21 protein-coding genes and 2 riboswitches are annotated in these 25,681 nt (G+C 47.6%); of the genes, 17 read left to right on the top strand and 4 right to left on the bottom strand.

Going from position 1 to position 25,681, the window contains the following annotated elements; translation table 11 throughout:
* Positions 1-751: 751 nt before the first annotated feature.
* The 6 genes from RRU94_RS10285 to RRU94_RS10310 all read left to right on the top strand — a co-directional run bounded on the left by RRU94_RS10285 (position 752) and on the right by RRU94_RS10310 (position 5,234).
* Positions 752-1,312, top strand: coding sequence for a YdcF family protein (locus RRU94_RS10285; protein ID WP_315694122.1), 561 nt, complete (start codon positions 752-754; stop codon positions 1,310-1,312).
* A gap of 11 nt (positions 1,313-1,323) precedes the next feature.
* Positions 1,324-1,893, top strand: coding sequence for a hypothetical protein (locus RRU94_RS10290; protein ID WP_315694123.1), 570 nt, complete (start codon positions 1,324-1,326; stop codon positions 1,891-1,893).
* A 105-nt stretch (positions 1,894-1,998) separates the two neighbouring features.
* Entirely contained in the window at positions 1,999-2,829 is an 831-nt protein-coding gene (locus RRU94_RS10295; RefSeq protein ID WP_315694124.1) for an SGNH/GDSL hydrolase family protein, read from the top strand.
* Between the two features lie 645 nt (positions 2,830-3,474).
* On the top strand, positions 3,475-3,897 hold the full coding sequence (locus tag RRU94_RS10300; protein ID WP_315694126.1) for a Rok-like winged helix domain-containing protein: 423 nt from the start codon (positions 3,475-3,477) through the stop codon (positions 3,895-3,897).
* A gap of 183 nt (positions 3,898-4,080) precedes the next feature.
* Positions 4,081-4,473, top strand: coding sequence for a Rok-like winged helix domain-containing protein (locus tag RRU94_RS10305; RefSeq protein ID WP_315694127.1), 393 nt, complete (start codon positions 4,081-4,083; stop codon positions 4,471-4,473).
* Positions 4,474-4,985: 512 nt separating this feature from the next.
* Positions 4,986-5,067: riboswitch (cyclic di-GMP riboswitch) on the top strand.
* 38 nt (positions 5,068-5,105) lie between these two features.
* A complete protein-coding gene (locus RRU94_RS10310; RefSeq protein WP_315694128.1) occupies positions 5,106-5,234 on the top strand; it encodes a hypothetical protein in 129 nt (42 codons plus the stop codon).
* Between the two features lie 86 nt (positions 5,235-5,320).
* Here RRU94_RS10310 and RRU94_RS10315 read toward each other — a convergent pair whose 3' ends face one another.
* On the bottom strand, positions 5,321-7,375 hold the full coding sequence (locus RRU94_RS10315; protein WP_315694129.1) for a methyl-accepting chemotaxis protein: 2,055 nt from the start codon (positions 7,373-7,375) through the stop codon (positions 5,321-5,323).
* A gap of 213 nt (positions 7,376-7,588) precedes the next feature.
* Between RRU94_RS10315 and RRU94_RS10320 the strand changes: the two genes are divergently transcribed.
* Positions 7,589-9,943 (top strand): phosphodiester glycosidase family protein, encoded by a 2,355-nt coding sequence (locus RRU94_RS10320; protein ID WP_315694130.1) that lies wholly within the window; start codon positions 7,589-7,591, stop codon positions 9,941-9,943.
* Positions 9,944-10,119: 176 nt separating this feature from the next.
* Here RRU94_RS10320 and RRU94_RS10325 read toward each other — a convergent pair whose 3' ends face one another.
* Both RRU94_RS10325 and RRU94_RS10330 read right to left on the bottom strand, forming a co-directional pair.
* Positions 10,120-11,442: an ABC transporter permease gene (locus RRU94_RS10325; protein WP_315694131.1), complete on the bottom strand. Its 1,323-nt coding sequence runs from the start codon at positions 11,440-11,442 to the stop codon at positions 10,120-10,122.
* Complete coding sequence (locus RRU94_RS10330) at positions 11,439-12,098, bottom strand: ABC transporter ATP-binding protein (protein ID WP_315694132.1); 660 nt, start codon at positions 12,096-12,098, stop codon at positions 11,439-11,441. Before RRU94_RS10330 ends, RRU94_RS10325 begins: the two co-directional genes overlap by 4 nt.
* A 141-nt stretch (positions 12,099-12,239) precedes the next feature.
* On the opposite strand from RRU94_RS10330, the gene RRU94_RS10335 reads away from it, so the two are divergent.
* Complete coding sequence (locus RRU94_RS10335; protein WP_315694133.1) at positions 12,240-13,148, top strand: SGNH/GDSL hydrolase family protein; 909 nt, start codon at positions 12,240-12,242, stop codon at positions 13,146-13,148.
* 302 nt (positions 13,149-13,450) lie between these two features.
* A riboswitch (cyclic di-GMP riboswitch) is annotated at positions 13,451-13,534 on the top strand.
* 13 nt (positions 13,535-13,547) lie between these two features.
* Entirely contained in the window at positions 13,548-15,440 is a 1,893-nt protein-coding gene (locus tag RRU94_RS10340) for a S8 family peptidase (RefSeq protein WP_315694134.1), read from the top strand.
* A 58-nt stretch (positions 15,441-15,498) separates the two neighbouring features.
* Here the strand turns inward: RRU94_RS10340 and RRU94_RS10345 are convergent, their stop codons facing one another.
* Entirely contained in the window at positions 15,499-15,831 is a 333-nt protein-coding gene (locus RRU94_RS10345) for a helix-turn-helix domain-containing protein (protein WP_315694135.1), read from the bottom strand.
* Positions 15,832-16,187: 356 nt separating this feature from the next.
* Here RRU94_RS10345 and RRU94_RS10350 point away from each other — a divergent pair, with 356 nt between their 5' ends.
* Genes RRU94_RS10350 through RRU94_RS10385 form a run of 8 tightly spaced genes read left to right on the top strand, consistent with a single transcriptional unit; the run spans position 16,188 to position 25,678 of the window.
* Positions 16,188-18,002: a polysaccharide biosynthesis protein gene (locus RRU94_RS10350; protein WP_315694137.1), complete on the top strand. Its 1,815-nt coding sequence runs from the start codon at positions 16,188-16,190 to the stop codon at positions 18,000-18,002.
* 37 nt (positions 18,003-18,039) lie between these two features.
* Positions 18,040-19,203 (top strand): aminotransferase class I/II-fold pyridoxal phosphate-dependent enzyme, encoded by a 1,164-nt coding sequence (locus RRU94_RS10355; RefSeq protein ID WP_315695906.1) that lies wholly within the window; start codon positions 18,040-18,042, stop codon positions 19,201-19,203.
* A 12-nt stretch (positions 19,204-19,215) separates the two neighbouring features.
* A complete protein-coding gene (gene galE / locus RRU94_RS10360) occupies positions 19,216-20,250 on the top strand; it encodes a UDP-glucose 4-epimerase GalE (RefSeq protein ID WP_315694138.1) in 1,035 nt (344 codons plus the stop codon).
* Between the two features lie 32 nt (positions 20,251-20,282).
* Positions 20,283-20,981: a YveK family protein gene (locus tag RRU94_RS10365; RefSeq protein ID WP_315694139.1), complete on the top strand. Its 699-nt coding sequence runs from the start codon at positions 20,283-20,285 to the stop codon at positions 20,979-20,981.
* A 17-nt stretch (positions 20,982-20,998) separates the two neighbouring features.
* A complete protein-coding gene (galU, locus tag RRU94_RS10370; RefSeq protein ID WP_315694140.1) occupies positions 20,999-21,919 on the top strand; it encodes a UTP--glucose-1-phosphate uridylyltransferase GalU in 921 nt (306 codons plus the stop codon).
* 18 nt (positions 21,920-21,937) lie between these two features.
* Entirely contained in the window at positions 21,938-23,377 is a 1,440-nt protein-coding gene (locus RRU94_RS10375) for a lipopolysaccharide biosynthesis protein (protein WP_315694142.1), read from the top strand.
* A gap of 5 nt (positions 23,378-23,382) precedes the next feature.
* Positions 23,383-24,477: a glycosyltransferase gene (locus tag RRU94_RS10380; RefSeq protein ID WP_315694143.1), complete on the top strand. Its 1,095-nt coding sequence runs from the start codon at positions 23,383-23,385 to the stop codon at positions 24,475-24,477.
* Positions 24,478-24,493: 16 nt separating this feature from the next.
* On the top strand, positions 24,494-25,678 hold the full coding sequence (locus tag RRU94_RS10385; RefSeq protein ID WP_315694144.1) for an O-antigen ligase family protein: 1,185 nt from the start codon (positions 24,494-24,496) through the stop codon (positions 25,676-25,678).
* Positions 25,679-25,681: the final 3 nt, after the last annotated feature.

Here is a 25,681-nt window from a genome sequence, read left to right on the forward strand (position 1 = left end):
CCTATCTTTCAAAACGGAGCAACGGATCCGTAGAAGTATAGGTCACACGGATTAAGCTGATCAAGCGGCAAATATATGGCTGTACAAATTTCGATTTGATCCGTCAGAAAGTTCTTTTCTCCTTCTCTTAAATTTTAAAAAATGAAAATTGCTTTACAACTTCATATATATCACTTCACCAAAGTAGCGGGAGAGCCAAAAGTAAATCGTTGTTGAAATATGGTTGTCGGCAGGCACGCAATTGTCAATACGGGTTTGATTATTTATTGAGCGTACCGTTGACGATTATACCTATTTTTCTAGTGGCTGTGTGGTCGGGGGCGATGCGTACATTGGAACAGAAGCTTATTTGAAATCAGGGACAGTTGTGGTGCAAAATGAACGAATAGAAATCGGATCTTCTTAAAAGAAGCGTCGATTGCTTTTTGTTATGCCTTTTTGTTCGTTATAAAGAATATTGTGTGTTATAATAGGTCAACCTTCCTTTGAGGGAATTTGCTTGAAGAGGTGATCCCTATGAATGATATTTCTCATGAAGGAGATATTCGTGTTGGAATAGCCTGGGCATGTGTGCTGAGTCTACCGCTTTGGATTTCGATTTTTGGCTGGCTCAAGATCTTTAGCATGGTTTTATAAGATAAATAAATGATTTAAGTAAGAACAGATACCGGACCTAGTCTTAAAAAGGCTAGGTTATTTTATTTGGAATTTTTTCTCTTTAATACAGTGAATACATAAAAGGAAGGGCGGTATGATGAGGAAAAAAGAAAAATATGGACTTCTTGTGGTGATTGGATTTTTAATCGTCTTTTTATTCGCCAGATGGCTGCTTATTGTGGATGAAGAGCCGAAACAAGCGGATGTCATTATGGCATTGAGCGGAGATGCAGGCCGCCTTGAAAAAGCAGCAGACTTATACCACAAAGGTTATGCAGAGAAGGTAATGCTGTCAAATTCTATTGAAGCAGGAACAACCTTAGAGGAAGCGACAGCGCTCGGAGTACCAGAACCAGATATTATTCTGGAGGAAGAGGCAACCAGTACATACACAAATGCAGTTTATACAAAAAAACTTATGGAAGAACAAGGATTTGATTCTGCTGTAGTTGTCTCATCTGATTATCATATGGGAAGAGTTAAGCTTATTTATGAACGGACATACCGGGACACTGACATTGAACTGACCTATGTTGCATCATTGCGCAGTGATAAATCATGGTATCTTGATAAAACAAATATTCTGTTTACAGCTAAGGAGTATATTAAACTGCTTGCATACATACTTGGCCTTTACAAATTTATTGATCTATAGGAGGGGCGGAGATGAAGAAAAAGTGGATGATCGCCGTAAGCAGCGCCATTGTCATAATGGCTGTGGCAGCTATCTGGTCGCCAGGTAAACAAGAACAAGAGCAAGCGGAGCCAGCTGTTGAAAAAAACAAGCCAGTTGTTGAACAAATTGACTCTGTCAAAGAGCATGTGGCCGAAAAAGAAGCTGAAAGCAAAGAAGCGACAACTGAAGAAACACCTAAAGAAACACCTAAAGAAACAGCGATAGAACCAGCAGAACAACCAACCTCTCAAGTAACCGAAATTCCCGCTGAAGCAAATGAGCTATTAAAAGAGGCGGAAAAGGAAGCATATTCGGAACAAGCACCAGCTCCAAAAGCGGAAACAGGTTCAACCGATTCTGGAACAGGCGGCCTGCGCTTTAGCTCAAGAGAAGAAGCGATGCAGTTTGTATTGAGCCGTTTTTCCAAAGAAGAAATCGTCCTTTACAATAAGGTATCGGCAAATGGGCTGACGGCAGAGCAGCAGCAAATGGCTCTGCAAATCGCCTACTCCCGCTTTAGTGCTGAAGAGATTGCAGCGATTGAAGCTGCATTGAAGTAAGTGGATTAGGAAAATAAATGGAATTTGTCGAACGAATAAGCTTACGCACCCGAAAGGGAAGTTTTATAATGGAATTGTAAACCATTATTGGTAAAGGAGAAGAAAATGCCGAAAAACTTTCTGTTTATCCTAGCTATCGTTTCAACCATTTCCATTTTGTTTGCAGGGAAGCTGCATTACGATGAGAAGATCAAAGCGCAGGGACAGACAGCTTATGAGACCTTCAAACAGAAAGAAGATCGGCAAGCGCTGCTGGACTCTTTGAACCCCGAACGGAATCCTGATCAATCTCTTGTTGATTACCTGTATTATAAGTCCCTCACACAAGAGCAAGTAAGGATCTCCCTGTTTGGCAGCAGTGGAACCGCTGGAATTGGAGCGAGCGGCCCGAATTATGCGCTGGGAAGCCGGCTCGAAGCCGAGATTCAGGCTTTAGGGAACGACTTTCAACACGTACACGTACATATTCACGGATTTCCCGAATACTCTACAGCCAGATTAGTGAAAGAGGCTAAAGTAAAAAGTGTCATACGTGATAAGCCCGACCTGGTTATTTTTGAAACCGCCCTGTTTCATAATTATGACCAGCACGTACCGATGGACGAAACAAAAAAGGACATAGAGGCGATTGTTCAGTCTATACAACAACATGTACCTGAAGCGAAAATCCTTTTAACCTCGTCTAATCCCGTTTCACTGGTGTCGGAAGAAAGAACCCAAAATAACATTGGCTATACGTACAACGACTACATTCGAGCAATAACTCAACTCACTAAAGAAAAGAGCTGGGTGTACGCCAATATTCATAATGACATGGAGGCTCGTCTTGCTGCTGAGAATACAAAGCTGCCTACAATCTTAATAGAGGGTACCTACCCCAATGATGAGGGGTACTTACTATGGGCGGAAAAGCTGGTAGAGTATATGGCTCAATAGCTTCCCCATTTGAGTGAATGGAGAAAGCAGCTGGGTACACTTAAATCAAAGCGTTCAAGAACCCCAAGGAATCGTTGATTGTGGTTCCTTGGACGCTGTTTGTTGATTTCTAAGTTTGTGTAAAGATAAAAGGAGGGAGCTTGACTATGCCTGGTTTTCCTCGTAGCCTTCTTGTACGGCAAAACTGTCACAATTTGTCGATAGAAAAAGGTGGCATTTTCTGGTTTTTATAGGATAATAGACTTATAAGATATCTCAGTATCAAACTAATGAATCTAGCATGCCTGCACATATTATTAGAAGCTATAGACAGGTTTTGGATTTATAAAAGTGGTTTTGGTAACTTAACTTTAGGGCTCCTTCTCTTTAAAAAGCAATCTGTTTCATTTTTCTGCTTAACTCGTTCTTTATAAAGAACAATGTCATATAATAAAGGTAAGTGACAGAACAAAAAGCGGAAAGGTGGGTGTGCCGGCAGATAAAAGGGAAGAAATCAGGTGTTAAACCATTGTGCTTATCGCAGTGCGGAGTGTAACTATTTTTGGCATATTTGAAATGCGTATTTGGGTAAAAAGAATCATAGGTTTGTATACTTTTAAACGTCTAATAGAAATATATTTTTGATTCGAGAGAAGGGTAGATGCAATGGTGAAAGCAGCGTTTGGAGAACGGGAAGCGATTCAAAGTCGGCTTCAGCAAATTGACCAGACAGAAAGAGAAATTAAACGGCATTTCGATCAGGAACGAAAGCAATTGGAACTCAGACTGGCGATGATTGGGCTGCCGAATGCCAAAAAGAGAGCCGGCAGTGTAAAGGAACGGCGGCGGTCAGCGTATGTAGACTATTTGCAGGAAGTGATTGTGGCGTATTTAAAAGAGGAGAAGCGGCCTGTCCGCGGCTTTGCGATTCAGCAGTTTGTGGAAGACCAGACCGGCCACCATATTGGCAATATGAGCGCCTTTATGAATACGCTGATGCCAAAACACCAAGAGGTCCGCAAGCTTGGACGCGGAATGTATGTATACGAGGAAACAGTGCTGTCGCGCGTGCAGGGCCAAGTCAAGTAATGTTTTTCAATGAAGAAAAAGCGCGCAAAATGGGTCTTTATCGTTGTGGAACAACAAAAAGAAATTTATTATTTTTTAGTAACTTAATCAGACCAAAAGTCACCCTTTTATAGTATAATATGGAATGATATGAAATATTCAAAAAGATCATCTATTATTTCCTAGGAGGGAACGGGATCCATTTTGAGCGGAAGATTTACGGAACAACAAGCAATTAAAACAAGACTAAGCCAAATTGATCAAGCGGAAGCACAGATGCTGGATGCACTGCAGGAAGAGCGGGACGCACTTTTAAAAAGGCTGCAAGAGCTGGAAAACAGTGAAGGCAGAGAGAAGGAGCATGCAGTAAGCCGCCGCCCGAGAGAAAATGTACACGAGCTGCGAGAGGTGGCCGTTGCTTATTTAAAAGAACGGAAGGAACCGGTTCGTGCAGTGGAAATTCAGGAGTTTGTCGAGCTGGCTACCAGCAAGCGCATTTCAAACATGAGCTCCTTTATGAAAGCATTAGAGCCCGAGTATGACCGCGTTGTGAGGCTGGGACGAGGCTTGTATATTTATGAATATGGAGTAAAGTAAGAAAAAGCCGCCTTTAAAAAGAGCGGCTTTTTCGTGTCGGGGATCAGGTGGAATGGAAACTGCCATATAAGCACTGTGAATGAATCAGTTCTATATAAATAGTGCGGGATTGTTTTTTATAAACGGACAGAACCATTCATTTGTAAGGCAAAATACCTACCAATAAACCCTTCTTTTCCAAAAAAAGAACTGTTTATTATTTCCTTTTTGGATATGGATCTTTGTTATGTATATTTTTTCTTTTATCCTGGGAACGGGCACTGGAAGTTCTTTTCCTGTGAAATCCTGTATGTACTGTGTATGTAGTGTATTGATTTTAGAGTGGCAGAAAACTACATTATATTAAATAAATATCATTCAAAATATAAACATTTTTTAGCGATATAGGTCGAAAGTGTACTTTTGAGGAGGACACGAAAAAACCTTTAACGACGCGTTTTGTAGGAATTTGTCGAGCGAATATGCCTATATTTCTAGCGGTTTTTTCTTTATAATAAAGACACTACGAACATTGTGCGAAAAGGCAAAATCGTTGAAAAGCGATGACGCAAAACTATAGGGGCTAAAGGGGATCTATGCCAGCCAGTTGTCGAATACGATCTCAAACACTCATATAAGGGAGGGCATCTATTATGCCGTTATACAGTATGAAGGAGATCTGGACGCCGCTAAAATGGGTAGGCATCAAATTCTTTAAAACGCTGGATGATGGAAGCTACTATGTGAAAGTCGGAAGCCGTCCAAGAAAGAGAATCAGCTGACCAGCAGGCGTTCATGGCAGTTAGCCTCGAAAACGTAAAATGGTCACAAAAACAAGAAAACCGCCCCGGCATGCAGGGCGGTTTTTTTATATTTTAAAGGTACTTGTTAAAGCCTGCAGCTCTTCGGCCATGGAAGCAAGCGATGCGGAAGACGATGAAATCTCCTGCATCGCAGCCATTTGGTCTTCGGTTGAAGAGGAGACCTGCTGGGTGCTGGCGGCCGTTTCATGTGAATGAGAGGTTACGAGGCGGATTACCTCCTGGACCTGCTCGGTGCCCGACTGAAGCTGTTTCACAGAGGCAGAGACCGCTTCGATATGGTCCGATACTTCCCGGGCCGCTCCGTGAATGCTTTGGAACGACTCACCGGAATGATGAACCGATTCGATTCCTGCCGCGACTTCGCCGATCACTCGTTTCATCGATTGAACCGAGCGGGTGATCTCAGACTGGACAGCGGCAATCAGCCCATTGATCCGGGCAGCCGATTCGGATGACTGCTCGGCTAACGTCCGCACTTCTTCGGCGACGACCGCGAAGCCTTTGCCGTGCTCGCCGGCCCGGGCTGCTTCAATCGCCGCATTCAGTGCCAGCATGTTCGTCTGGCCGGCAATCGTCGTAATAACTTCTGTGAATGTACCGATTTCCTGGGAACGCCTGCCGAGCTCTTCAATCACCGAAGCTGTTTCATGCACGGTTTCCTGGATCGTATGCATCTGGGTCACAGCTGTTTGAATCGACGTGCTTCCTTCCTGTGACTTTGAAAGGGACTCGCCGGCACTGAGCATCATCTGCTCAGAGCGCTCGGCGATTTGCCCGACGCCGGCTGACATGCCTTCAACCATCCGCGCCATATCCTCAACGCTTTGCCGCTGTTCATCGGCAGCTGCTGCGACACTCGCAACCGTGGAGAAAATTTGTTCAGATGCGCTGCTCATTTCCTCGGCATTGGCCGTCAGCTCCTCGGAGGAAGCGGCTACTTGCTCGGTATGCGTAGAGATCTGGGTAATCACATGGCGCAGCTGCCCGGTCATTTTGCTGAATGAAGCGGACAGGCGCCCGATTTCATCCTCACTGTGAAGAACCGTGCCTTCTATCCGTAAATCTCCTGCGGCCATTCTTTCAGATTGATCCGCCATATCGCGGAGCGGCTTTAATGTCCATCTCACGATCCAGATGAAAACGGCAGAAAACAGTGAAGCAACTAAAAGAGTGCTGACGATCGATTGAACAATATTATCCCTCAGCGACTGCTCTACTTCACTGAGCGTTTTTTGGGCTATAGAAGCATTGGCGAAATAAGGAACGGTATCGATTTGTGCAGACAGCACGTAAACGGCTTTTCCATTTTTCATCACAGGATAAAAAATATCCGCCCTTTGCTGGTTCACATGCATCTGCGGCTTTCCACTTTTCAGCACGGCTCCAATATTGTCGTTTTGGATGATGTCTCCTTGTTTCCAAAGCGGTTTTTCACCCTCTGCCGTATTTCCTGTTAAAACAAGCCCGTCCGGACTGAGCAGGTAAATGCCTTTTATTCCATTTCCCTTGTGAATATAGGTTTTTAAGGATGAATCAAAAATATCGGCATTCATCGCGGCTTCGAGTACGCCGCGTCCATCCGCTCTTGGAACAATCATAAACTTAAAGATTTCCATTGTTTCTTGCTTTAAAATAAGCGGCTCCGCAATAACCGGCGTTTTTCCGTCGAGAACCGAGCGGTACGCTTCGTTAAACGAAAATAAATTCAGCCCGAGTGAAGCTTCCTCCGTAGATTGCGTAAACACGCCCTGCCGGTTCGTCAGGTAAAGATCCGTCATGCCGGTTTGTTTGGCTATTGCTTCAAGATCCGCGTTTGTCAGCTGGCGTGCAGTATCCATCTGCTGAAGGGTATAGGCCGCATTTAACATCGTTTTATCCACCTGTTCTTCAAGCGAAACGAGGTGATTTGACATATTGGCCGTTAATTCGGTCAGTTCTTCCTGGACACTTTTTTGGGAGTTCTCATTCATGTGTGCAGAAGCGGCATCCATTTCCCTTTTCAAGGACCGGGACTCGATCCATTGCAGAAAACTGGAGCATGTGAGAAGTAAAACAATCAGCACAACAAGCAAACTAATCATCTTTCTTTGTACAGACAAGCAGATAACCTTCTTTCTGAAAATGTATATATATAGGTAAAATGACCTGTATTTTACCTTGAAATTGAGACATGCCTTTAAAAGAATAGTTTAATTTTCCTGCTTAAGCAATACTTTCTTTCTTTTTTCTCCTTTTTTAATTCTCTTCTGGAAGACTGCTATTCTCTCAATCTGCTTATGCTATACTAGTTTCAAAAAGCAGGGAGGTTTTCCATGAAAAGGGTAAGGGCAGGGCTGCTCGCACTGATGCTGCTGTTTCCGACGTGGGCGCAGGCGGCAGTTACAGATGAATTTGATGTTTCGAATGGGGTAACGTATACCGAAATCGTAGAGGAAGGAACCGCCCCCCAGTCGGTCCGCGTAATGGAAATCGATACGACAGACCCGTACACAAAAGTTCAGGCGGGGGTGCCAAATCCGCTTAATAAGCTGGTGCAGACGTCTAAGCAGGCGCTGGCAGCAAGCGGGGAAGGGCATGAAGTGATCGGGGCGATTAACGGTTCGTTTTTTAACCGGGAGCCGATGCCGCTTTACTTTGTCGCAATCGACAATTACCTGGTGAACAGCGGCATGATCGAAACGAGCAAGGATGAGTTTGTCAGCGAGAAAATCGCTTTTGGCATCAACAAAGAAGGAAAAGGCGAGATTGACGAGTATTCAACAACCTTTACATACACGCACAATGGCAGCACCGGAACGATGGCAGGCCATAACGGCCAGCGCTATCCAAATACGACGATGGTGTATACACCTAACTTTTCATCCGGTGTAACGACGACGAACCCGTACGGCTATGAAGTGATTGTATCCGGGGCCGGTGACCCGTCGCTTCAGTTTGGCGGCACGTTAACGGGGAAAGTGACGGGCTTTCGTCCATATGGTCAAACGGCAGGAGCGGTGATTCCGAAGGACGGCTTTGTCCTGTCCGCGCATGGAACCGAAACAGAAGCACTCCGCAGCATGAAAATCGGTGATACCGTATCTGTATCGGTCGATGTAGATGAAAAATGGCAGGGAGCCGATTTTATGATCGGCAGCGGGCCGTTACTCGTGAAAGACGGGAAAGTGGCGCTGACGATGAACCCAAACAGCCCGAAAGCACGCGAAAGGGCGCCGCGTACGGCTGTAGCGATTGACCAAACAGGCGAAAAAGTAGCGTTTATTACCGTCGATGGACGCCAGCCGGGCTACAGCACCGGTATGAGTTTATCAGAATTTGCGTCGTACATTCAGTCACTCGGCTATGATCGGGCGCTTAATATGGACGGCGGCGGCTCTACCACGATGCTGGCGCGCGAGCCGGGTGATTTTACAGCAACGATTCAAAATAAGCCGTCTGACCCGTGGGGAGAGCGGCCGGTATCCACCTTTTTAATGGCGATTACGACTGCGCCAAAGGGTGTACCAACAACCATCAACGCCAGCCTGTCATCGGGCGCACCGCTGGCCATTGGAGAATCGGTTGATGTGAAGATTGAGTCGATCATGGATGAATACGGCAATCCAGTTAAGATAGAGAATGTCGCGGTTACATCTGATCTTGGAACGGTATCTGGCACAACCTTTACCGCTGTTAAATCAGGTTCAGGCTTTATATCAGTCAAAAAAGGAACGGCCGAAGTGAAGCTGCCGGTCACCGTTAAAGCGGCGCCGGAAAGTAAAGCGAGTTTGTTAGATTCATTTGAAGGCGCCAGCTGGTCGGTTCCATCTGTCAGTACGTTTTATTATGACGGCAGCCGCTCTCTGAAAGTAGATGGCACTGTTCGGCCGGTTCAGCCGATCGCACTGTCCGGCAGCCCGTCGTTTGTCAGCCTGCGTGTATACGGACAGGCGGACGGGGCGGAAGTGACCGGCACGTTCCTTGATGCAAAAGGAACCGCTCATCAAGCGTCTTTCGGAAGCGTAACATGGAACGGCTGGAAGAATGTGCGCGTACCGGTGCAGGCAGGCTGGACGAAGATGTCCGCTCTTTCCTCCTCAAAGCCGGGCGTTTACGTAGATGCACTAAAAGCAGTCTATGGCACTTCGTACAAAGAAGAATTATTCCGCGATGTGCCGGTGGACTTCCGGGCTGAAAGTGATATTGCGTCACTTGTAGACCGGGCCGTGATCAGCGGCTTTCCGAACGGCACGTTTGAACCGCAGGAAACCTTAACGCGCGTACAGGCGGCGATTATGCTGCAGCGTGCGATGAAGCTGCCGACAGATAGTGTGAAAGATCCAGGCTTTTCTGATGTGCCAAAGACGTATGCGTTTTATGGAAGTATTGCTGCTGTCACACAGGCCGGCATTATGTTTGGCCGGACAGACGGCACGTTTGACGCACAGGCAAAGCTGACACGGGCCGAAATGGCTGCGGTTTTAGCGCGGGCGCTTAAGCTTTCAGAAGCAGACCGGAATTATTTCCCGGACAATAATGCCGGCACGTTTGCGTACAACTCCGTAAATGCACTGGCTGCATCCGGCATTACGCAGGGATTCCCGGATGGCACGTTCCGGCCGGGTGAACCGATCAAGCGCGCTGATTTTAGTATCTTTTTGAACCGGGGATTAGAAAAAACAAATTAACGTTGTGCTGGGCCGGAATCTTTTATTTTGGGCCGGTATATCGGGCGTTTAGGCCGGAAAATACTTTTTCCGGCCCAGGCGAAGCAGATTCCGGCCCAAATGTAACAATTCCGGCCCAGGAAGCGGCTTATCATTAAAAAAACGGGCTTATCCAACTGGATAAGCCCGTTTTTTCGTTATTCAAACCGAAGCGCATGGCTTGGCCTCATTCGTGCAGCTTTAAGCGCTGGATAGATGCCGAACAAGCCGCCAATGACAATTGTAGAGCCGAGAGCGAGCTGGATAGCCCAGAGGGGAAGAGCCAGCGTAAACGCCTCAATATAATGATTCCATAGTTCAATAAATGCATAGCCGAGGCCAATGCCGAACAATCCGCCGATCATACAAAGAAGGAGGGTTTCAAAGAAAAACTGGGCCATAATTTCAAAGGTGGTGGCGCCGATCGCTTTGCGGATGCCAATCTCCCGGGTACGTTCCCTCACGGACATAACCATCACATTCATAATACCTGTACCGCTAATAAACAGTGCAACAGCGGTAATACCGAGCAGCATGACTTGTAAAATTACGGTTACATTATCGATAGCTCCGAGCATTTGGTCCTGCTTGACGACACTAAAATCGATCTCTTTATGATTTTGTTTGATCGCGGAGAACACAGCCCCATCTACTTCATCGATTACATCGGTGCTGTTTGCTTCGACGATCATTTTGTTTAAGAACTTCATATCTGTGTTGGCGAGTGCTGTTTCAATCGGCATAATGACGTTGTTATCCGTGCTCGATCCAAGTGTGGCATTCGGTTTGAGTACACCAATGACGGTGTATTCCTTTTCGCCAATGGTGAGCTTTTGGCCAACCAGCGTGGTTCCTTCGGCAGACACAACTGTACCTGCCATGAATGAATCGAGGGCGCGCTGCCACCATGTTTTTTCTTCAGGAGCCGGGGTGCCTATGCTTCCTGACCGGGGCTCTGCTGTTTTTCCGAGCAGCGCGTCGTGAATATTGCTGCCAAGCACAATCACGTTTTCTTTCGACTGCTGTTCTTCCTCTGTAAAAAAGCGTCCTTCTGCCAGGGCAGCATGCTGAACACGGTTGTATTGATGGGTGCTGCCGACCAGAACAGCCTGGACGTTTTGCTCTCCATATGCTGCATTCGAAACCGTTTCAAGCTGAGGTGTCACCGACTTAACATTCGGCACCGCTTCAACGGCTTTGGCATCTTCGTACGTTAACGTGCTGGGCACGCTTGTAATACCGCTTAAAAAGTCTTTCTGCCCATTCGCGGAATCGAGGACGCGGCCTGGCATCACGAGAATTTGCTCGGCACCGAGGCTTCCCATCTGCTTCAGCAACGTATCTTTTACGCCTACCGCAATGGCAATAAGGACAATGACCGCGAAAAGGCCAATCACAATGCCCATCATGGCAGACAGGACACGAAATTTGTTCGCCCAGAGACCGAGACAGGCGAGCTTTAATGCATTCCCGAGCCTCATGCGAGCACACCATCCTTTAAATGAATAACCCGCTGTGCACGGTCTGCCACTTCCTGGTCATGGGTAATAACCACAATGGTCGTACCCTGCTGATGAACGCGGTCAAACAGCTGCAAAATCGTTTCAGTTGTTGCTTCATCCAGGCTTCCCGTCGGCTCATCTGCCAGCAGAATCGACGGTTCATTCACGAGCGCCCGTGCAATCGCAGCCCGCTGCTTTTCTCCTCCGGACAGCCGGGAAGGCTTTTGCTTTTTTTTATCGGCCAGTCCTACTTCTTCTAACAGCTGCAGAACCCGCGCTTTTTTTCTTCCCAGTTTTTTTCGTCCATATGTAAGGGGGAGAAGCACATTTTGATAAACAGATAAATTCGGAATAAGCTGGAATTGCTGAAAAACAAAGCCGATTTCGGTGTTTCGAAGAGCGGTCCGTTTCGACTGCCGCATTTTATGGACGGGCTTGCCGGCTAGTATGTATTCACCTGAATCAGCGGAGTCGAGCGCGCCGAGTATGTTCAGCAGTGTGCTTTTCCCAGAGCCGGATTTTCCCATGATTGCGACATATTCTCCCGGATTGATCTGCAAATCCACACTGCGTAAAATGTCTTGCTTGCTGCTGCCGGTCTGAAACGCTTTTTGAACACGGCGAAGCGTAATCATCTTATAACCTCCCATAGATTCTGTCATGCTAGCATGCTAGCATACGTGCTATAAATTTCCCAGTCCTATCCATACTAATTCATAAAATATGGTATAATCGTTTGTTGGAGACTATTATACTAGTAAGTGGGGGAAGTTGTTTTGAAGAAATATCATGTACTGGCTGCTGTGCTGTTGTTTTTCACACTTGCAGCAGTGTTCAGCAATACAGCCAAAGCAGCCGAGCCGATGCCGGCAAAAGTCGTCGCTCCTTCTTTATCGGTACGGGAAAATGCAAGTCCGCGTGCGAAAGTGATCGGGTCACTGGCCAGGTATACTGCGCTATCTGTTTACGGGCAGGCGCCGGGCGGATGGTCGGAGATCCGGTTTCAAAACCGCAGGGCATACGTCCCGTCCAGCCAGCTGAAAACGGCAAAATCGACGATCGTGGTTACGTTTGGCGACAGTAATACGCAGGGAACGAACTGGAAGCAGAATCCATCTTATCCGCAGGCGGCAAAATGGGCCGTAAAGCTCGGACAGACATATACCGTTGTGAATTCCGGTATTGGAGGCGATACATCCGTCATGGGACGCGACCGTTTTCAGCAGGATGTGTTAAACAAGCAACCGGATGTGGTTACCATTATGTTCGGGACAAATGATGCCGTGATCCGGTCTAATGGGCAGGCGCGTGTTTCTAAAGCAAAGTTTGAGCAGAATATCCGCTACTTTACCGACACGCTCAAAGCGAAAAAAATTAGGGTTGTACTGATGACCACACCGCCTGTTATTCAAGGGCTGTTTTATAGCCGTTATGACGAAAAACTGTACAAAAAGTACAGTGGCGCCCGGCTGTGGAATGATTCTTACAATGCGATCATCCGTAAGGTGGCCAGGGAAGAAAGGGTAACGTTGATCGACAACTATCAAAATATGAATCTGGCAGCCGGCGGCGCGACCGATCAGAAGTTGATCCTATCGGGATTAATCGACTCTTCGGGCACGCATTTAACGCCAAGAGGCGCTGACATGATTTATCAGTCTGTCAATCGGGTGTTAAGCCGTTAAAAAAGGGAGTGTCTCTAAGCCGGGAAACTGGCTGATGAGACAGTCCTTCTTTTTATGACCGGAAAACAGCACGCAACGGCCGGATTTTTATACGGAATGGCCGGAAAAAGCTGATTATGGCCGAAAAAAAGAGAATCCGGCCCGGCCGTAGCACTTTCCGGCCCTGATTCTTATTTTTTGGCCCAAAAAGAACTAAGCCTTAACTTATAGTTATATTTTCATGTGAATGCAAAAAAAGATAGAAAATGAGCTTAAGTTCGGTGAAAATCTTCCGATATAAAAATAGGCAGTTAGACTGCTTTAATATGAAAAGGCAAATCTGTGGAAATGCAGAGACGCAAAGCTATAGGGGCTAAGCCGTTTTGGTATGCCAGCCAGCTACCAGGGAGGAAATGCATCATGAAGAAAGCTGCAGCTAGTTTGTTAGCCACTGGTTTGCTTGTTGCTTCTTTTGGTCCAAATGCTGCGTTTGCGGCGCAGGAAGAGGAAGAAAATGTCATTGTCATTTTTGATGAGAAAGTAGATAAAAAGGCGATTGCAGAGGCGGAAGGGGAAATTGACCAGACGTTTAAGCAGCTGCCGATCGCTTCTGTAACACTTCCGGCAGATGAAGTGAAAGAGCTGAAGCAGGATAAAGATGTGGTCCGTGTAGAAAAAGATATTACGGTTCACGCATCGGCCGACACACTCGACTGGGGAATTGGAGCGACAAATGTGCCGGTTTCCTGGAATGCAGGATTTACGGGCAAAGGTGTGAAAATTGCCGTTGTAGATACAGGAGTGGCCGCGCATTCGGATTTAGCGGTTGCTGGCGGTGCTTCTTTTGTTTCCTATACAACGTCTTACCAGGATGATAACGGGCACGGCACGCACGTAGCCGGCATTATTGGAGCCGAGAACAACGGCTTTGGCACAAAAGGGGTTGCACCGGATGCAGATGTGTATGCGGTTAAATCATTAGAAAAAAGCGGTTCAGGCAGTTTGTCGAGCATTTTAGCCGGCATTGACTGGGCGATTACAAATAAAATGGATATTATCAATTTAAGTCTTGGCACGCAAACGAACTCGGCCGCTTTTCAGGCACTGGTCGATAAAGCATACGCGAGCGGCATCTTGGTCGTAGCAGCGGCAGGAAATGACGGATCGCTTTCTGGAACAGATGACACTGTAGATTATCCGGCACGTTATGACTCGGCGATTGCCGTTGGCGCTGTAGATTCTTCTTTGAAACGCGCGTCTTTTTCTTCTACCGGAAGCACGGTTGAAATTGCTGCGCCGGGACAAAGCATTGTTTCCACTTATTTGAACAATGGATATGCGCGTATGAGCGGTACATCGATGGCTGCGCCGTACGTATCCGGTGAGCTTGCGCTGTTAAAGCAGGCGAATCCGACAGCCGATGCTGTCCGGCTCCGGACGATCTTAAAAGATACAAGCAAGGATTTGGGCACAGCGGGAAGAGATCCGTGGTTTGGCTATGGATTAATGCAGGCGCCGGCGAGTGCCGCACCGCAGACAGCTCAAACGGCTCCGGCTGTAAGCCCGGCGGTTTCCAGCCTGACAGCCAGCACCACTTCGGTTTCGGCGCTGCCGGGTGAAACAAAAGCGATCACACTTACAGCTTCTTATAAAGATAGAACAAAAGCAGACCGAACAAAAGAAGCCGCATGGACATCGAGCAATCCAGCTGTTGCAACCGTTGAAGGCGGCATCATTGCGATCCACCAGTTTGGCAAAGCGGTCATCAGTGCAGCAGACGGCGGTAAAACGGCAAAGGTATCTGTTGACGCGACGGTGCGGTCTCTTACAGCCAGCACGGTGCGTATTGCAGGAAAACCGCAGGACACAAAAACAGTCCGCCTGACGGCTGTACGTTCAAATGGAACGAAGATGGATGTAAGCGAAGCCGCTCAATGGAAAACAGCAGATAGCAAAGTAGCCACTGCTGCTTCTGGCGCCGTAACGATTCAAAACTATGGTAAAACGACGGTTTCCGGATCATACGGCGGTAAAACGGTGAATATCACAGTAGACGCCAGCGTACGCAGCTTAAGTGTCAGCACAAAGCGCGTAGCCGGAAAACCTGGAACAGTGCAGCAAGTAGCCGTTACAGCTCTTCTGTCCAGCGGGCAGCGCGTTGATGTCACGCCGCTTGTGACATGGAAGGTGCTGAACCAGCAGGTAGCGAGCGTATCAGGCAGCATGATTTCCATTTCGCAATATGGCAGAACGTATGCCGCTCCCGTTTTTATGGGGAAATCCGTGAATATTTTAATTGAAAGCAAAAAATAAGCTTTCATTCCCTTTGAATAAAATGAGCAAAAGCCCGGGCATCGGATGCCGGGCTTTTTTAGTGGGATTTTTTAAATTTGATAAACGCCATGTATCGCTGGACTTCTTCCAAATCTTCTTTCGTAATGTCTTCCTCTAACCCATCTCTCAGCAAATTGATCCATTCCTGGCTGCACGGCTTATCTGCTTTTTGTCCCGTATCTTCCATAAAATAGTTCGGGGACGTATCCAGTGCTTCTGCAATTTTTGTTAATACTTGAAGAGACGGGTTCGTTCCTGGATTTTTTTCTAAATACGACAAATAGGATTTGGATATTTGCGCTTTTTTGGCCAGCTGGGTAATGGAATACCCTCTTTCTGTACGCAAATATTTCAATTTAACCCCGATCATGTTATCCCACTCCTTTGCTCGTCTGTTTGATTCACTATAACGCACAAAAACATGAAATGGCTATTAAAAAAGATCTTAAACACTCTTTAATAAGCATATATTGTTCTTGATAAAGAACAAATAGACCAAAAGAACTATTATCGTTCCAGGAAGTATATGGTATGCTGAAAAAAACGTCGTTCATTATATAGAACAAGAAATACTAAAAACGACAATAGGAAAAATTGGAGATAATGGTTTACAAATCAAGGTCTCCTCACTATAATATTCTCTATAAAGAACGGCGGTGTTTTTTATAAAGAACAAATGGCTGTTCGAAGAAAACATTTTTATTACGGGGGTAGGGGAGGACAGCTATGGGTTATCGAAGAAAAATGACAATGATGCTGCTGGTGGATATGTTCCTGGTCTGTGCCGCTGTGTTTACAGGAAAAATGATTATAGGTGCACCCGCTGATCAAGTATTTGTATCTGCTCTGCTTTTAATGGCGGGCTATTATGTATTTGCTTTCTATTATGGATTATATAAGAAGGCCTGGTCATATGCGAGTATTGGGGACATGCTGGCACTCATTAAAACCATTACGCTGTCTGCTGTCATTACAGGCGCGGTTCAATGGCTGTTCCTAAATCCAGAAAACGTCCGCCATACCATTGTGGCCTGGCAGCTTTTGCTGATCATGATGGGAACGATCCGATTATCGGAACGAATGCTGCGGGATGTAGAACTGGTGAAAAGCAAAAGGAAAAAGCGGACGCTCATTGTCGGTGCCGGTTCTGCCGGAACACTGGTAGTACGGCAGCTACTTCGGGACCGTCAAACAAACCTTGTACCGGCTGCTTTCGTTGATGATGATCCCCGCAAGCACCAGCTGCAGCTTTTAGGCGTTCCGGTTGCCGGGTCGATTGGGGAAATTGAGAAAGCAGTCACAGCCTACAAAATTGATCATATTGTGATTGCCATCCCGTCGCTGGGCAAAGAAGAACTGGATCGTGTGCGTGCACTTTGTGCAAAAACAAATGTCCGAACACAAATTTTGCCAAGAATTGAGCAGCTTATTTTAGACAAGGGGACAATGCCGAAGCTGCAGGATATCCAGCCCGAAGCGCTGCTTGCACGCGAGCCGGTCACATTGAATACAGAGGAAATCGCCGGTTCCATTACAGGCAAGGTCGTGCTTGTCACCGGTGCGGGCGGATCAATCGGATCCGAAATCTGCCGGCAGCTCAGCGTCTTTAAGCCTTCACAGCTGCTCCTGCTCGGGCACGGTGAAAACAGTATTTATTCTATTGAAATGGAGCTGCGCGAAGCTGCAGGCGATGATATGAAAGTGGTGCCGATTATTGCGGATATTCAAGACCGAGCCCGTATTTTCCGTATTATGGATCAATACCGGCCGGCCGTTGTGTACCATGCAGCTGCCCACAAGCATGTGCCGCTGATGGAGGCTAACCCGCATGAAGCAGTGAAAAACAACGTAATCGGCACAAAAAATGTGGCAGAGGCAGCGGCCAAACACGGCGTACAAACTTTTGTGATGGTGTCGTCAGACAAAGCTGTGAAGCCAACGAGTGTAATGGGTGCCACAAAGCGCGTTGCCGAGCTCCTTATTCAGCAGATGGACCGCGCCAGCCAGACCCGTTTTGTAGCAGTGCGGTTTGGAAATGTTCTCGGCAGCCGGGGCAGTGTCATTCCGCTGTTTAAAAGCCAGATTGAGCGGGGAGGACCGGTGACCATTACACATCCGGATATGGAACGTTACTTTATGACCATTCCGGAAGCGTCGAGGCTTGTTATACAGGCGGGGGCACTTGCCAAAGGCGGCGAAATCTTTGTGCTGGATATGGGAGAGCCGGTGAAAATCACAGACCTGGCGAAAAACCTCATTCAGCTGTCAGGCTACACGCTTGATGAAATTGGCATTCGCTACACAGGAATGCGCCCGGGAGAAAAAATGTATGAGGAACTGCTTGATGCAAGTGAAATTCATGAGAAACAAATTTATCCGAAAATTTACATCGGCAAATCCACCGTCCAGGATATGAAATGGGTGGAGTACCTTCTTGTGAAATTTACAGTTTTAGAAGAACGGGCATTGGCCGCTCTGCTGCTTGATATTGCTCATAACCGTGTGAACAGTCAGCCAAACTTAATTGCCGCAAGTCAGTAAGGGAAAATCAGGATGGAGGGTGAAGAGCATGGCACTGATGTCACCGAATGAAAAGCGGATTTATTTGTCGCCGCCGCATATGAGCGGTCTCGAGCAGAAATACGTGAAAGAAGCCTTTGACACCAACTGGATTGCGCCGCTCGGACCGCATGTGGATGAATTTGAAAAAAGAATGGCCGCTTACGCCGGAACAAAAGGGGGCGCGGCGGTCAATTCAGGAACGGCGGCGATTCACCTGGCATTGCTTCTGCTCGGTGTAACAAAAGGAGATACTGTTTTTTGCTCGACGCTTACCTTTGTGGCCAGCGCAAATCCAATTGTCTACCTTGGAGCTGAACCGGTTTTTATTGATTCAGAGGCAGACTCGTGGAACATGTCACCACAGGCATTGGAGCGGGCACTGCACGAAGCCAAACGGCAAAACAAGCTTCCGAAAGCGGTGCTGATCGTTCATTTATATGGACAGAGTGCCAAAATGGAGGAGCTTTTATCGATCTGCCGCTATTACGGTGTAGCCGTTGTGGAAGACGCCGCCGAATCCCTTGGAACAGAGTACAAGGAAAGAAAAAGCGGCAGTATGGGCGACTTCGGCATTTATTCATTTAACGGCAACAAAATTATCACAACGTCCGGCGGCGGCATGCTCGTATCGAATGACACGGAAAGCCTTGACCGTGCCCGCAGCCTTGCCGCTCAGGCAAGAGATCCAGTCCCGTATTACCAGCATCAGCAGACCGGGTACAACTACAGAATGAGCAACATCCTCGCAGGGGTCGGCATTGCACAGCTCGGGGTATTAGATGAACGGGTGGCGGCTAAACGCGCGCTGTTTGTTCGTTATAAAGAATATTTAGGTTCGTTAGAAGGAATTCATTTCGCTGAAGAAATAGAAGGAAGTAAATCAAACCGGTGGCTGACGGCACTGACCATTGATGAATCAGTGACCGGCCTGCGGGCGAGCTCCCTTATTATCGCATTAGAAAAAGAAAATATTGAAGCACGGCACGTCTGGAAGCCGCTTCACACACAGCCGCTCTTTAAAGGCTGCGCTTATTTTCCGCACAGCGAGGAGGAAAGTGTATCCGACCGGCTGTTTGAACAGGGCCTATGCCTTCCGTCCGGCTCGGGTTTGACCGAAGCAGAGCAGGACCGGGTGATTGGAGTTATTCAAACGCAGTTCAAGCTTCGATTCAATAAATAGGGGGGGATTTCGATGACGGTTCTTATTACAGGGGGAGCAGGGTATATTGGCAGTCATACATGTGTGGAGCTGATCAAGGCCGGTTACGATATCGTACTGATCGATAGTTTTGCCAACAGCAGTCCGGACGTCATTGAGCGGATCAGCATGATAACGGGGAAAACCGTAACGTTTTATAAAGGAGATTTATTGGACTCCGCTTTTTTGGATAAAGTGTTCAGCCGCCATTCAATCGAGGCGGTCGTTCACTTTGCTGGATTAAAAGCTGTTGGGGAATCGGTGGAGAAGCCGACCTCGTATTACTACACAAACCTGGTCAGCACCCTCCATTTGCTGCAGGTAATGGGCAAGTATGACGTGCAAAGGCTCGTATTCAGCTCATCCGCTACCGTCTATGGGGATGGAAATAAGATGCCGCTAAAGGAAAATGCGCGCCTGCAGGCTGCCAATCCGTACGGGCGTACAAAGCTCATGATTGAAGAAATGCTGGATGATCATTACCGCGCCCATCCGAACTGGCGGTTTGTCATTCTTCGTTATTTTAATCCGATCGGCGCTCATCCAAGCGGACTGATCGGAGAAGAACCGGCCGGGCGCCCAAACAACTTAATGCCCTATGTCACGCAGGTGGCTGCTGGCAGGCTGCCGGAATTGAACGTGTTCGGCGCTGATTATCCGACGCACGACGGGACGGGCGTCAGAGATTATATCCATGTGGTAGACCTTGCGCGCGGCCATATTCAAGCACTCAAGAAAACCGCCAGCACCGGCTTCCATACATACAATCTCGGAACGGGCCGTGGTTATAGCGTTTTGGATGTGGTGCGGACATTTGAAAAAGTAAATGGGCAGCCTGTTCCGTACCAGATGCAGAGCAGAAGGGCAGGGGATACAGCTGTCTGCTACGCGGATGCCGCAAAAGCGAAAGCAGAGCTCGGATGGGAAGCGGTGAAAACCTTAGAGGATATGTGCAGGGATGCCTGGCATTGGCAGGTCTGCAACCCGAACGGGTACCGGAAAAAGCAGTATGTACAGTCAAACGGTTAATAGAAAACAAGCAGGTGAAAGGCGGGGTTTGAGTGGATGTACAGGAAAGCAAAGTGAATGATTTTCTTCGCGTAATAGGAAGAAGATGGCCGGTGGTTGTGGTCATTACACTCCTTTTCACCATCGGTGCAGGGCTGGTCAGTTTTTTTGTTTTACCTTCCGAATATGAAGCAACGTCAAAGGTGCTGGTCAATGAAACGAATCCGAAAGCCGCGGCAGGAGAAGCAGCAGGAGATCCAGCCACTTCTTATTACAAAATGGAAACGTCTTTTAAATTGTTTGAAACGTTTATGGTCATTGGCCAAAGCCCTCAAGTACTCGACCAGGTGATCCACAACCTGCAGCTCAGTGAGTCCTACAGCCAGCTGAGTGAGAAAGTTACAATCAGCCGCGTTGGGGAGTCGCTTGTTTTCGAAATTAGGGCAAACGATGAAAATCCTGATCAGGCGATCAGCATTGTGAATGAAATTTCAAAGGTGTTAAACCAGGAAATCAGCAAAATTTACGGGGAAAATCAAATCTCTGTTTTACAAACAGGCAATGAGAGCGATGCAATGAGCCCTGTTAGTCCAAAACCATTCCTTAATATGGTCGTTGCGTTTTTGGCCGGATTGGTTCTTTCGGTTCTTATCGCTGCCCTGCTTGAATGGGTAAAAAAACCGAAGCTTGTATCGGTTGAAGCGCATTCAGAAAACAATGCCATGTACAGCAGCAAGATTTCTACTAAATAAAGAAAAGAGGGATTGAATTGTCTCAAGTCAGAAAAGCCATCATTCCTGCTGCCGGTCTCGGCACACGTTTTTTGCCAGCTACAAAAGCGATGCCAAAAGAAATGCTGCCGATCGTGGATAAACCAACGATTCAATATATTGTCGAAGAAGCGATTGCCTCCGGTATTCATGAAATCATTATCGTTACCGGTAAAGGAAAGCGGGCGATTGAAGACCATTTTGATCACCACTTCGAGCTTGAAGGCCACCTGCTTGAAAAAGAAAAATTTGCGCTGCTTGAGGAAATCCGCAATGTATCTACGATGGTCGATATTCATTATATCCGTCAAAAAGAACCGAAAGGACTGGGGCATGCGGTCTGGTGCGCGCGTAATTTTATCGGGGATGAACCGTTCGCAGTCCTTCTCGGTGACGACATCGTTCAATCAGAAGTTCCCTGTATGAAGCAGATGATCGATGTCTATGAAAAAACCCAGTCCTCGGTTCTCGGCGTGAAAAAAGTGCCGCAGGAAGAGGTAAGCCGGTACGGCATTGCTGCCGTAAAATCATGCGGACCGCGCCTTCATGAAGTCATGGAGCTTGTGGAAAAGCCCACTGCTGAAACAGCACCGTCCGACCTGGCCATTATGGGCCGCTACATTTTAACTCCGAGTATTTTTGCCCTGTTGGAGGGGCAGGAGAGCGGTGTCGGCGGTGAGATTCAGCTGACGGACGCGATCGCACGGCTGCAACAGACAGAGCAGGTATTTGCGTACGAATTTAATGGCAGCCGCTACGACGTCGGGGAAAAAATGGGGTTCGTGCAGACAACGATCGAATTTGCCCTGCAAAAACCGGAACTCCGGGAGCCGCTGCTTCATTACTTGTCAGCGCTTGTGACTGCAGAGACGAAAAAGAACAATACGAGAAGCGGTTTGCATAAAGCTGTCCATCTCTGAGAAAACAGGTGATGCGCTATGATCGGTCATTTTTTGACCTATTTTATCGCCAGAGGCCTGCCGGGTATTATCAATTTTCTGGCGATTTTTCTTTACAGCCGGCTGCTCGCGCCGGAGCAATACGGAAAATACGCGATCATTCTCGCGGCTGCCGCTTTGATCAACGCCTTCTTATTAAGCTGGCTCCGGCTGGGGGTGCTTCGCTATTACCCATCCTATAACGAACATGATCGAAAGCGTTTTTTAAGTACCGTTCTGGTCGCTTTTGGGGCGTATTCAGCCGTATCAGGGCTGCTTGTTTTTGCCGCTTCGCTGTTCGGTGTGTTTGACAGCGGCTATTCAACCATTTGGCTGCTCGGTCTTTGCCTTTTATGGGTAAGCGGCTTTTTTGAGATCAATCTGGAAATCTTTCGAGCGGATTTATCACCGAAAAGCTACGGCTTGTTCTATGCAAGCAAAGCGGTTCTTACCTTAACAGTTTCGCTGGCGATTATCTGGTTTTTTCATCTTGGGGCCGGAGCGTTAGTGGCTGGTTCCATTGCAGCATCACTCATTCCGCTTGCGGTTGTGATGCCAAAAGTATGGAGAGGCCTGGATATTCGGCTGTTTGACTGGACCATTCTCCGTCAGCTGCTCGTGTATGGACTGCCGTTGACACTGACACAGACCATGGCGTTTATTATCGACAGCTCTGACCGTCTTCTGCTCGGCTGGCTGAGCGGTACTGCAGCCGCGGGGCTTTACGCCGTCACGTACGATTTCGCCCAGCAGACAATTATCTTGATGATGACGATCGTAAATTTGGCGGCCTATCCATTGATTATTCATGCAATGGAAAAAGGGCGCATGGCTGAAGTAAAGAACCGGATGGAACAAAATATTGTCTACTTGCTGGCGATCGCCCTTCCAGCAGCTGGAGGAATGGCGATACTTAGCGGGAACTTGTCCGGGATATTTTTTGGTGAAGCGTATCGCGAGGCTGCCAGCCTGGTCATCCCGTGGATTGCGATTGTTTCGCTTGTGCAGGGCTTTAAAGTGTTTTATCTGGATCTGGCGTTTCAATTAAGCAAGCAAACGAGCAAGCAAATTGTGTCTGTTTTATCGGGATCACTGTTAAATATCGTACTGAATGTATGGTGGATTCCGATTTATGGAATTAAAGGCGCCCTTGCTGCAACAGCCGCCGCTTATGCGGTTTCTTCTCTTATGAGCTGGCAGCTGGGAAAAGCTCATTTTTCTCTTCCTTTTCCGAAAAGAGAAGTATTGAAAGTGGGAGCGTCTACGGGGATTATGCTGGCTGCTTTGTATCCGGTTCACACGGTTATAGGGCCTGTTGCGCTTATGCTTCAGGTGCTGCTCGGCCTTCTTGTATACGGATCCTGCATCTGGCTGTTTAACGTGCTGGACGTTCGTTCGGCAGTGAACATTGGATGGTTCAAACTGAAAGTAAAGGGGTGAACACGATGGAAACAAAAAAAGTGGCGTTATTTCTTCCATCTTTAGTAGGCGGGGGAGCGGAAAGAGTAATGCTGAGCCTGGCATCTGAGTTTGCCGACCAGGGGCACCATGTTGATCTCGTTTTAGCAAAGGCAACGGGTGATTATATGCACCAGGTACCGGCCAATGTGCATATTGTTGATCTGGATACACCAAGGGTTTTGTACAGCTTATTTCCGCTGATCCGGTACTTAAAGGAGCATAAGCCGCAGTCCGTTCTCTCCGCACTAGATCATACAAACGTTGTCGCCATTTGTGCTGTGTCACTGGCAAACATCAATGCCAAAACAGTTGTCAGCATTCACAATAATTTAACCCAATTCGCAAAGGTAAGGAAAAAAAGCATGATTATGCGGCTGATCCCTTCATTGATGAAGTGGAGCTTTAAGCGGGCACACAAGGTAATCGCAGTCTCCCAGGGAGTAGCGGATGACGTGATTGAGCAGCTGCAACTTCCTGAGGAGAAAGTGCAGGTGATTTACAACCCGGTTGTAGATGATGCGCTCATTCAAAAAGCAAATGAACCTCTTTTTCATCCGTGGTTTCAAAAAGGAGAGCCGCCGGTTCTGCTGGCAGTCGGCCGGCTGACACCCGAAAAAGACTTCCCGAATTTGCTGCGGGCGTTTGCGAAGCTGCGCCAGCAAAAAGAAGCGCGTCTTATCATTCTCGGTGAAGGCGGCAAACGGGCAGAGCTTGAAGAGTTGATCGCCGAGCTTGGGGTAGCAGAAGACGTACAGATGCCTGGATTTGTAGACAATCCATACGCATACATGAAAAATGCCCGGCTGTTCGTTTTATCTTCTTACTGCGAAGGGCTGCCGACAGTCTTAATCGAGGCACTGGCATGCGGAACGGAAGTGGTGTCTACTGACTGCCCAAGCGGACCGAAGGAAATTTTAAAAGGCGGCCGGTACGGATCACTTGTCGAAATCGACAACAGTGATGCGCTGTTTCAAGCGATCCTTGAACAGCTGGACACGCCAAAGGCGGAAGCAAACAGGGAAGCCTATGAGCCGTTTTGGAAAACGAACGTGTCCCGCCAGTATTTAGAAATCCTATGAAGGGCTGGTGGGTGCGGTGAGGCACATTCCGTTTCTTTTCCTGCTGCTGACAATCTTTGCGATTCCGTGGGAAAACGCTGTGGTGCTGCCCGGTCTTGGCACGATTGTCCGGCCAATTGGCATTCTTGCTTTTCTGCTGACAGCGCTGCTCGTTGTGAAAAATGGCACATATCGAAAGCTCGCCCCCATTCATTATGCGTTGCTCATCTTTATTCTCTGGAGCGGGCTGAGCATTATCTGGTCGGTTGATCCGGAGTTAACGCTCACCCGCATCAAGACATATGCGCAGCTGTTTATTATGATATGGCTGATTTGGGAGCTTGTCCGCACTGAAGCCCAAATGAACATTGTCCTACAGGCATATGTGCTGGGCGCCTGGGTAGCCGTTGCAAGCACGGTTTTTAATTTTTTAACAGCCGACCAGGTGATGTATGGCCGGTATTCGGCGAACGGATTTGATCCAAATGATCTCGGCGTGATGCTCGCACTCGGCATTCCCATTGCCTGGTACTTGTTTATGAAACAGAAAAACTGGTTTTTCCGTTTATCGAATGCCGCTTACCTGGCTATGGCGATGTGGACGATCAGTTTAACCGCTTCACGGACTGCTTTTGTCGTGGGGTTAATCGGCCTTCTCTATGTGGGGTTTACCTTCAGCCATTTGACAAAGAGGATGAAAATACTGCTCGTTTTGTTTTTGGCAGTAGGTGTTACATATGGTATTCAGTCGGTACCAGCCGAGTCCTTAAAGCGTATTGAAACGATTGGAGAAGATGTCGGACAGGGTGATTTAAACGGCCGGGGAGCTTTCTGGGCCGCTGGTTTTACGATGGTTGAGGAGCAGCCGTTGATTGGTATCGGTGCGGGTGCTTATCCAAGAGAGATGGAGATTCTGATCGATAAACATGATTTGAGCCATAATACACCGCTTGCCGTTCTTGCGGAAACGGGGATCATCGGGCTGCTTCTGTTTCTCAGTATCATTGTTTCCTTTGTTTACACGGCTTCGAAAACATCTTATCTGGAGGCGGTGCTGTTTTTAAGCCTGCTCGCTGTCTGGGGACTCTCGACCATGTTTTTAACGTGGGAAATGCGCAAGCCGACCTGGCTGCTGTTTGGGCTTATCGCTCTTGAATCAGCCAAATGGCAGGTGCGTCCCGCCCTTTTATTCGCAAAACGCATTCAATTTGTAAGGGAGTGACCT

It is taken from the genome of Domibacillus sp. DTU_2020_1001157_1_SI_ALB_TIR_016, from assembly GCF_032341995.1.
In the GTDB taxonomy this organism is placed as follows: domain Bacteria; phylum Bacillota; class Bacilli; order Bacillales; family Domibacillaceae; genus Domibacillus; species Domibacillus indicus_A.

Bases quoted from the DNA above. Each gene is read 5' to 3' on its own strand.
- galE (WP_315694138.1), top strand. From the start codon at position 19,216: ATGACGGTTCTTATTACAGGGGGAGCAGGGTATATTGGCAGTCATACA.
- RRU94_RS10355 (WP_315695906.1), top strand. From the start codon at position 18,040: ATGTCACCGAATGAAAAGCGGATTTATTTGTCGCCGCCGCATATGAGC.
- RRU94_RS10380 (WP_315694143.1), top strand. From the start codon at position 23,383: ATGGAAACAAAAAAAGTGGCGTTATTTCTTCCATCTTTAGTAGGCGGG.
- RRU94_RS10325 (WP_315694131.1), bottom strand. From the start codon at position 11,442: ATGAGGCTCGGGAATGCATTAAAGCTCGCCTGTCTCGGTCTCTGGGCG.
- RRU94_RS10295 (WP_315694124.1), top strand. From the start codon at position 1,999: ATGCCGAAAAACTTTCTGTTTATCCTAGCTATCGTTTCAACCATTTCC.
- RRU94_RS10300 (WP_315694126.1), top strand. From the start codon at position 3,475: ATGGTGAAAGCAGCGTTTGGAGAACGGGAAGCGATTCAAAGTCGGCTT.
- RRU94_RS10345 (WP_315694135.1), bottom strand. From the start codon at position 15,831: ATGATCGGGGTTAAATTGAAATATTTGCGTACAGAAAGAGGGTATTCC.
- RRU94_RS10340 (WP_315694134.1), top strand. From the start codon at position 13,548: ATGAAGAAAGCTGCAGCTAGTTTGTTAGCCACTGGTTTGCTTGTTGCT.
- RRU94_RS10375 (WP_315694142.1), top strand. From the start codon at position 21,938: ATGATCGGTCATTTTTTGACCTATTTTATCGCCAGAGGCCTGCCGGGT.
- RRU94_RS10285 (WP_315694122.1), top strand. From the start codon at position 752: ATGATGAGGAAAAAAGAAAAATATGGACTTCTTGTGGTGATTGGATTT.
- RRU94_RS10310 (WP_315694128.1), top strand. From the start codon at position 5,106: ATGCCGTTATACAGTATGAAGGAGATCTGGACGCCGCTAAAATGGGTA.
- RRU94_RS10350 (WP_315694137.1), top strand. From the start codon at position 16,188: ATGGGTTATCGAAGAAAAATGACAATGATGCTGCTGGTGGATATGTTC.
- RRU94_RS10330 (WP_315694132.1), bottom strand. From the start codon at position 12,098: ATGATTACGCTTCGCCGTGTTCAAAAAGCGTTTCAGACCGGCAGCAGC.
- RRU94_RS10290 (WP_315694123.1), top strand. From the start codon at position 1,324: ATGAAGAAAAAGTGGATGATCGCCGTAAGCAGCGCCATTGTCATAATG.
- RRU94_RS10320 (WP_315694130.1), top strand. From the start codon at position 7,589: ATGAAAAGGGTAAGGGCAGGGCTGCTCGCACTGATGCTGCTGTTTCCG.